The following is a 7490-nucleotide window of genomic DNA, read 5'->3' on the forward strand; positions in this document are numbered from 1 at the left end:
GGATCAGGCCGGGGCCGCGGCGGCCCGCTGGGGGGCGCGGGAGAAGTCGAACTCCTCGGCGAAGTGACAGGCGACGCGGTGGCCGGAAGCAAGCTCGCGCAGGGCCGGCGCGCTCTGGCGGCACTCGGGCCGGGCGAAGCGGCAGCGGGTGTTGAACTTGCAGCCCGGCGGCGGGTTCGTGGGCGAGGGGATCTCGCCCTCGAGCTTCTCGGCGGTCTTCGGTGCATCCGGGTCGAGCGAGGGGATCGCCGACAGAAGCGCCGAAGTGTAGGGGTGGCGCGGGCGTGCGAAGAGCGCGCGGGTGGGCGCCGTCTCGACCAGTTGCCCGAGATACATCACCGCGACATGATCGCAGACATGAGCCACGACCGAGAGGTCGTGGGAGATGAACAGGAAGCTGATCCCCATGTCGCGCTGGATGGTCTTGAGCAGATTGAGCACATCGGCCTGGATCGAGACATCGAGCGCGGCCACCGCCTCGTCGGCGACGATGAAGCGGGGGCCGGAGACGAGCGCGCGCGCAATCGAGATGCGCTGGCGCTGCCCGCCCGAGAAGGCGTGCGGGAAGCGGCGCAGATGCTCGAGATTGAGCCGGCATTTCGCAGCGATCTCGCGCACGCGCGCGTCGGTCTCGGCGCGGCTCTTCGTCAGCCCCATCACCTCGAGCGGCTCGGCGATGATGTCGCGCACGGTCATGCGGGGGGAAAGCGCGGCGTAAGGATCCTGAAAGATCATCTGCGCGCGCTTGCGGTAGTCCTTCAGCTCGGGCTTGCCGATCTTGCGCAGATCATAGCGCACCTCCTCGTCGGCGTAGATCACTTCGCCGTCGCTGATCGGCGCGGCATGCAGAAGCGCGCGGCCCAGCGTCGTCTTGCCCGAGCCCGACTCGCCCACAAGGCCGAAGAAGCTGCCGCGCGCGATGCTGAGCGAGATGTTGTCGACCGCGTCGAGGTGCGTCTTGCGGCCGAAAAGCCCGTGCCCGAGCGTGTAGCGCACGGTCAGATTCCGCGCCGTGATGACCGGGGGGGCGGTCTCGGGCGTCTCGCTCATCGCGCGGCCTCCATCGCCTGTTCGGTGTAGAGATGGCAGGCCACGTCATGGCCGTCTCCCAGTCGCGTGTAACCGGGCACCCTGCCCTCGCAGACTCCCGCAATCATCTGCGGGCAGCGGGTGTGAAAGACGCAGCCCGAGGGGCGGTTCAGCGGCGAGGGAATGTCGCCGGGGATCGGCGTGAGCTCGGCGTCAAGATCGTCGAGCTTCGGCAGCGCGTCGAGCAGCCCGCGCGTGTAGGGGTGGGCGGGCGCGCGGATCACCTGCCGCACGCTGCCGGTCTCCACGATCCGGCCCAGATACATCACCGCCACACGGTCGGCGGTCTGGGCGATGACGCCCAGATCATGGGTGATGAACAGGATCGCCATGCCGAATTCGGCCACCAGATCCTTCATCAAATCGATCACCTGCGCCTGGATGGTGACGTCGAGCGCGGTGGTGGGTTCATCCGCGATCAGAAGCCGCGGGCGGGTCGAAAGCGCCATGGCGATCATCGCCCGCTGGCGCATGCCGCCCGAGAACTCGAAGGCATACTGGTCAAAGCGCCGCGCGGGCTCGGGGATGCCAACGCGCGCCAGCATCTCGATCGACAGCTCCCGCGCCTCGGCCTCGGTCAGGCTGGTGTGGATCAGGAGCTGCTCGACCATCTGCCTGCCCACGGTGATCGCCGGGGCGAAGGAGGCCATCGGCTCCTGAAAGATCATCGAGATCGCCCCGCCCCGGATCGCGATCATGTCGCGCTCGCGCCTCAGCGAGAGCACCTCCAAGGGCGTCTCGCCGGGCACGTTCAGCGTGATGCGGCTTTCGGGGTCATAGACGGTGTTCTCGCCATTGAGCCGCATCAGCGACTTGGCGGTGACCGACTTGCCCGAGCCCGACTCGCCCACGAGGCCAAGGATCTCGCCCGGCGCGATGTCGAAGGAGACCTTCTCCACCGCCGTGATGAGCCCCTCGTCGGTGCGGAAGCGGATCGTCAGGTCACGCACGGAGATCAGCGCATCACTCATCACTTGGCCTGTGAATAGGGGTCAGCCGCATCGCGCAGACCGTCGCCGACATAGACGAAGGCCAAGACCAGCGCGATGAAGAAGATGACGGGGATGAAATACCACTGGTAGTTCAGGAGCACGTCCGCCGAGGTGGTGTTCTGCAGCATCACGCCGAGCGAGTTGACCGGATCCTTCAGCCCCAGCCCGATGAAGGAAAGCGCGGTCTCGGAAAGCACGATGTAGGGGAACGAGATCACCAGATCGACGATGATGTAGCTGGTGAAGCTCGGCAGCAGATGGCGGCGGATGATGTGGCCCGGGCCCGCGCCCGCGAGCTGGGCGGCGAGCACATATTCCTGATTGCGCTCGACCAGAAGATGGGTGCGCACCCGCCGCGCCAGCGTCGGCCAGTTGATGAAGCCGATGATGATGGAGATGAAGAAGAAGCGCGTCTCGGAGGACCACTCCTGCGGGATGAAGGCGGCGATCGCCATGAACAGCGGAATGATGGGGATGGTGCGCACCGCATCGGTGATCATCTGGATCACCCCGTCGATAATGCCGCCGAAATAGCCGGCCACGCCCCCGATGATGAGGCTGAGCACGAAGGAGATCAGAACCCCCAGCGTGCCGACGGCAAGCGAGGTGTAGATCGCGTGCAGCGTGCGCGAGAAGATGTCCTTGCCCGCGTCATCGGTGCCGAAGATGTGGATCTTGCCCTTGTCCACCCCGAAGAGATGCGTGTCGAAGGTCAGCCCGAAGAGGCGGTAGGGATCGCCCTCGACGAAGAAATACACGTAGCGGCGGTCCTCCTTGTCGATTGTCGTGACCCAGCGGAAGTTGGTGGCCAGCGAACGCTCGCGCTTCACACCATAGATGAAGGGGCGAAGGCTGCAGCCGTTTTCATCGCAGAAGCGCGGGATCTGCGGCGCGCCGTTGAGATAGTCCTTGTCGCGGCCCTTCACCGTGGGGTCATAGGGGCTGAGGAAGGGCGCGAAGACGCCCATGAGGATCAGGAGAAGCAGCACCGTGCCGGCGATCATCGCCGCGCGGTTTCTGCGGAAGCGCGCCCAGATCAGCTGGCGCTGGGAGGCGGTGAAATAGGCCTCCTTGCGGCGCCGCTCGGCCTCGGTCTCGCCGCCCATGTAGGGGGCGTCGGCCGGCACCATCTCCCCCGCATCGAGCCGCGTTTCGGGCAGCTCGAGCGGGCTTGGCTCTTCTCCGGGCAGCGGTTCGCGGCGGTCGCTCATGGCTCAGCCTCCGATCACGGATTTGCGCACGCGCGGGTCGAGAAGTGCCAGCGCCAGATCGGTGAAGAAGTTCACCGCCACGATCGAGGCGGTCAGAAGGAAGATGATCGCCCCGGCAAGCTGCTGGTCGTTGGAGCGGGCAAGGCTCTCGAGCAGGAGCGAGCCTGCCTCGGTTAGTGTCAGGATGCTCGCAACGATCGGCAGCTCGTTGAACACGCGGTTGAGATCGAAGCCGAGCGAGTTGACGATCGGCCCCAGCGCGTGCCGCGCGGGGTAGCGCCAAAGAAGGCGGCGCCCGTAGAGCCCGCGGGCGCGGGCGGCGGTGACATAGAGCTTCGATTGCTCGTCAAGCATCAGCGCCCGCACCGTCTGCAGCGCGAAGGCGGTGGCCGACCAGCCGAGGATGAACACCGGCAGCCAGGCATGGGCGAGAAAGTTCAGGAACTTGTCCACCGACCAGGGCGCATCGCGGTATTCGTTCGAGAAGAGCCCCGTGAGCGACTCGCCGAACCAGACCGTCGAGGCCAGCATGATCATCAGCGCGAGAAGAAAGTTCGGCATCGCCAGCCCGAAATAGGAGACAAAGCGCAGCGACTCGTTGAGCCATGGGTTGCGCGATGAGGCCGATATGATGCCCACGGGCACCGCTATGGCGTAGGCAAGGGCCAGCGCGGTCAGACATATCCCCAGGGATATGAGGAACTTGTCTCCCAGAAGGTCGTTGATGTTGACGCGCAGGATGCAGGAATCGCCGAACTCGCCGCGCAGGAACACATTGCCGACCCAGCTGGCCCAACGCACCAGAAACGGCCGGTCGAGCCCGAGCCGGCGCTTTTCCGCCTCGATGTCCTCCACCGAGATGCCCGAGCCCTGGGTGTTCTTGAAGGCCAGATACCGCTCGGCGCAGGTGCCGGGCACCAGCTCCATCAGCGTGAAGACGATGAGCGACACCATCAGGAGCGTGAACAGCGCCATGGCGAAACGGACGACGGCGAACTGCGCGAACTGAAGCATCCCCGGCCCCTCTGTCTCCCTGCGCATGCGGCGGGCGTCTTGTCTGCGCCCTGTTTCCGCAGCCCGGGCCGCGCACGGCCCGGGCCCTGTCTCTCAGGCCGCCGGCGCGGCCCTTGCCGTCACTCGTCGAGGTACCATTGCGCCGGCAGATACGGGAAGGTGCGGTAGTACTCGTAGGATTGCGTCTTGAACTTGGTGAAGTTCTTCAGCGCATTGCGATGGTAGATGACGTTCGGCGCCTGCACCGTCCCGATGAACAGAAGGTGTTTGGCCATGTTGTCCGCCAGCCGCGCGCCGACTTCACCCTGCTCGGGCGAGCCCGGCGCAAGGCCCTGGAAGGTGGTGATGTCGGCCATCATCTGCTTCACCCAGTCCGGGGGCTCCACGCCGGAGGCGCCGTTGGTGTCGACCCACTCCGCCCAGAGCATGCCGGTGCGATGGCCGAAGTAGTTCTCGAACGGCGGCACCCACAGTTCGTTGTTGCCCAGCACGATGGCCACCGGCTGGCCCTTCTCCCAGGCGCCGATGTCGAGCTGGTTGGAGGATTGCAGCGAGCGGTACTCGTCGGGCGTGACTTCCTTGACGGTGGTCTGCACGCCCACGTCTGACCAGTTCTGCGCCACGAGCTCGGCCATCTCGGCGCTCACGCCGCCCTGCACCGCGAACTGGATGTTGAGCACGATCCTGTCGCCATTGGGCAACTCGCGGAATCCGTCGCCATCGACGTCCTTCATGCCGATCTCGTCGAGAAGCGCCTGAGCGCGCGCCGGGTCATGCTCGATTCTGTATCTCGTCAGTGCGGGATCGACGAAATCAGGCGTCGGCGAGAAGCCGATGTACTGCTTCGGCTCGCCGAGGCCGAGGAAGGCGACCTCGTTCAGCTCGTCGCGGTTCATCGCCAGGCTCATCGCCTCGCGGAAACGGACATCGCCGAACACCTTGCGTTTCTCGAGGTTCTCGGAGGTCACGTTGAAGGAGAAGGTGGGCATGGCGATCGTCGGCGCGAGATCGACGGTGTAGTCGCCCTTCTCCTGGTTCTCGAGGAGGATCGGCGCATCGGCCAGCGTCAGCGTCTGCGACTTGTAGTCCACTTCGCCATTGATCAGCTTGAGGATCCGCACCTGGCTGTCGTTGGCGTAGAGCTCGTCCTGCCGGCTGATGTAGGGCAGCTGGTTGCCGGCCGTGTCCACCATGAAGAAGAAGGGGTTGGCGACAAGCTTGCGCCCCTCGGTGGTCTCGGCGACGAGCACATGGCTCTCGAGCGAGGGCGACGTCGCCTTGGGCAGCGTCTGGTAGTCATCCGGCCGGCGCAGCATCGGCGAGGCCGTGTCCGTCCAGTCGGAGTTGCCGTAATAGGCCGAGACAGCGGCAATGCCGTTCTCCCAGCCGTAGGACTGGGCGAGCTTGTCGGCATCGGGGTTGATGTCGGGGTGGAACTGCCCGAGGAAGTGCCTCGGCTGGAAGGCCTGCGCGTAGGATGTGGCGAAATGCGCCAGAAGCCCCGGCTTCGGCGAGGGCAGGACGAAGACCACCGTGGTCTCGTCCGGCGTCTCGACGGTCATCTTCTCGCCGGCGACGAGCACATAATCCTTGGGCTTCTCGATCACCTTGGGGTCGGTGGCGAGGTTGTCATACCAGAACTTCACGTCGGCCGAGGTGAAGGGCGCGCCGTCCGACCACTTGTGTCCCTTGCGCAGGTGGAAGGTGAGCCGGGTGAAATCCTCGTTCCACTCCCAGTCCTTCGCGACGTTGGGCACGATCGTCTGCAGATCGTCCGCATAGCGCACGAGGTTGACGTGCCGCACCGAGAGGAAGTCGGAGGTGCCGGCCTCGGGCGCGTTGGATAGCGCGCGGAAGGTGCCGCCATATTTGCCGATCGACTCGTAGGGCACCACGACGAGCGGCTCTTCGGGCAGGCGCTCGGCCACCGGCGGCAGCGTTGCGGGGTTGCCCTGGATCTCGGCGTTGAGCTCGGCGATCTCGGGGTTCTCGCTGAACTCCATCTTGCAGTTCGCCGCCGCCTCGAACTCGGCGAGGTCATACTGGCCCGGCCATTTTCCGGGCGCCACGCCCATCATGTCGGCGCGCGTGATCGCGGGACAGGCGGCCTCGGCCGCTGTTCCGCCCACGGCGGTCAGAAGCGCAAGCGCCGCTCCCGACCACATCAGTGTCTTGAAGGGTATCGTCATCTGGGTCTCCGTTCTCCCTGTGGGTTCCAGCCACGGTGCGGTTTACCCCCCGCATGTGACAGCTTTTCAAAGGTCTTGCTTTTTGCCCGAACCCCGGGGTGATGTTGGGCGGGCCGCCTGCACCGAGTCAAGCGCGGCAGGCGGCGTATTTGGAACCAGCCGCGCCGAGCCGACCGAAAATTGGCGGCTGGCAGTTTCGCGCAGCTTGGCCGAGCGATGCTTATTCCGACTGTTCGCCTGCTGTTCGGTCAGCCGCGTCTCGCCGAGGGCTCGGATTCTGATCGAAAAGGTGAAAAGATCTTCTCACAAAAGCAGAGAATCCCATGCACGTACTGATGGCCGAGGCCCGACTCAGGGGCGCGGCCGGCGGCCACACGTGCGGTGACACACCGGCGCCTCGTGCCTCCTCCAATCCGGGCCCGGATCACTCCCCAAGCGCGGCTTGGGGGTGACCTGCCCCCCGGAAGTTTCCTCGCTGTGATGTAGAGTCTGCCGAACCTGAGAAGGAGCAGACGACATGAGGAAAAGCCGGTTCACCGAGGCGCAGATAATCGGGATGCTCAAGGAGCAGGAAGCCGGGATGGCGACGGCCGAGCTGTGTCGCCGCCACGGCCTGAGCCCTGCGACATTCTACAAGCTGAAGGCCAGGTATGGCGGCATGGAGCTGTCCGACGCCAAGCGGCTCAAGCAGCTCGAAGACGAGAACGCGAAGCTCAAGCGCCTGTTGGCCGACGCGATGCTCGACAATGTGGTGCTCAAGGATCTCTTGGGAAAACCCTGACGACGCCGATGGCGCGGCGGGACGCGGCGCTCCGGGCGATGCGGGATCATGACCTCTCGCAGCGCCGAACCTGCGCCCTGGTCGGTGTCGATCCGAAGACGGTGCGGCGCGAACGGCCGCCCGACAACCCGGAAATCCGCAAGGAAATTGGCAAGATCGCCGAGAAGCGGCGCCGGTTCGGCTATCGCCGGATCGGCATCCTGCTCGAGCGCAA

Annotated in this window: 5 protein-coding genes and 1 pseudogene; 1 reads left to right on the top strand and 5 read right to left on the bottom strand. The window is 65.4% G+C overall.

Features of this window, described 5'->3' with window-relative positions:
• Nucleotides 1-3: 3 nt before the first annotated feature.
• The 5 genes from BLQ14_RS13900 to BLQ14_RS13920 all read right to left on the bottom strand — a co-directional run bounded on the left by BLQ14_RS13900 (nucleotide 4) and on the right by BLQ14_RS13920 (nucleotide 6495).
• Nucleotides 4-1050 carry an ABC transporter ATP-binding protein gene (locus tag BLQ14_RS13900; protein ID WP_092501176.1) on the bottom strand — a complete coding sequence of 349 codons (1047 nt, stop codon included), beginning with the start codon at nucleotides 1048-1050 and terminating at the stop codon, nucleotides 4-6.
• Nucleotides 1047-2060, bottom strand: coding sequence for an ABC transporter ATP-binding protein (locus BLQ14_RS13905; RefSeq protein ID WP_176759552.1), 1014 nt, complete (start codon nucleotides 2058-2060; stop codon nucleotides 1047-1049). The genes BLQ14_RS13900 and BLQ14_RS13905 overlap by 4 nt, the downstream gene beginning before the upstream one ends.
• Nucleotides 2060-3187, bottom strand: coding sequence for an ABC transporter permease (locus tag BLQ14_RS13910; RefSeq protein ID WP_092501185.1), 1128 nt, complete (start codon nucleotides 3185-3187; stop codon nucleotides 2060-2062). The genes BLQ14_RS13905 and BLQ14_RS13910 overlap by 1 nt, the downstream gene beginning before the upstream one ends.
• A 108-nt stretch (nucleotides 3188-3295) precedes the next feature.
• Nucleotides 3296-4306, bottom strand: a complete 1011-nt coding sequence (locus BLQ14_RS13915; RefSeq protein ID WP_092501177.1) for an ABC transporter permease — start codon at nucleotides 4304-4306, stop codon at nucleotides 3296-3298.
• 119 nt (nucleotides 4307-4425) lie between these two features.
• Nucleotides 4426-6495: an ABC transporter substrate-binding protein gene (locus tag BLQ14_RS13920; protein ID WP_211295363.1), complete on the bottom strand. Its 2070-nt coding sequence runs from the start codon at nucleotides 6493-6495 to the stop codon at nucleotides 4426-4428.
• Nucleotides 6496-7012: 517 nt separating this feature from the next.
• Between BLQ14_RS13920 and BLQ14_RS13925 the strand changes: the two are divergent.
• Nucleotides 7013-7490 (top strand): annotated as a pseudogene (locus BLQ14_RS13925) (transposase); the annotation flags it as partial.

It is taken from the genome of Meinhardsimonia xiamenensis (genome assembly GCF_900102905.1).
Classification (GTDB): Bacteria; Pseudomonadota; Alphaproteobacteria; order Rhodobacterales; family Rhodobacteraceae; genus Meinhardsimonia; species Meinhardsimonia xiamenensis.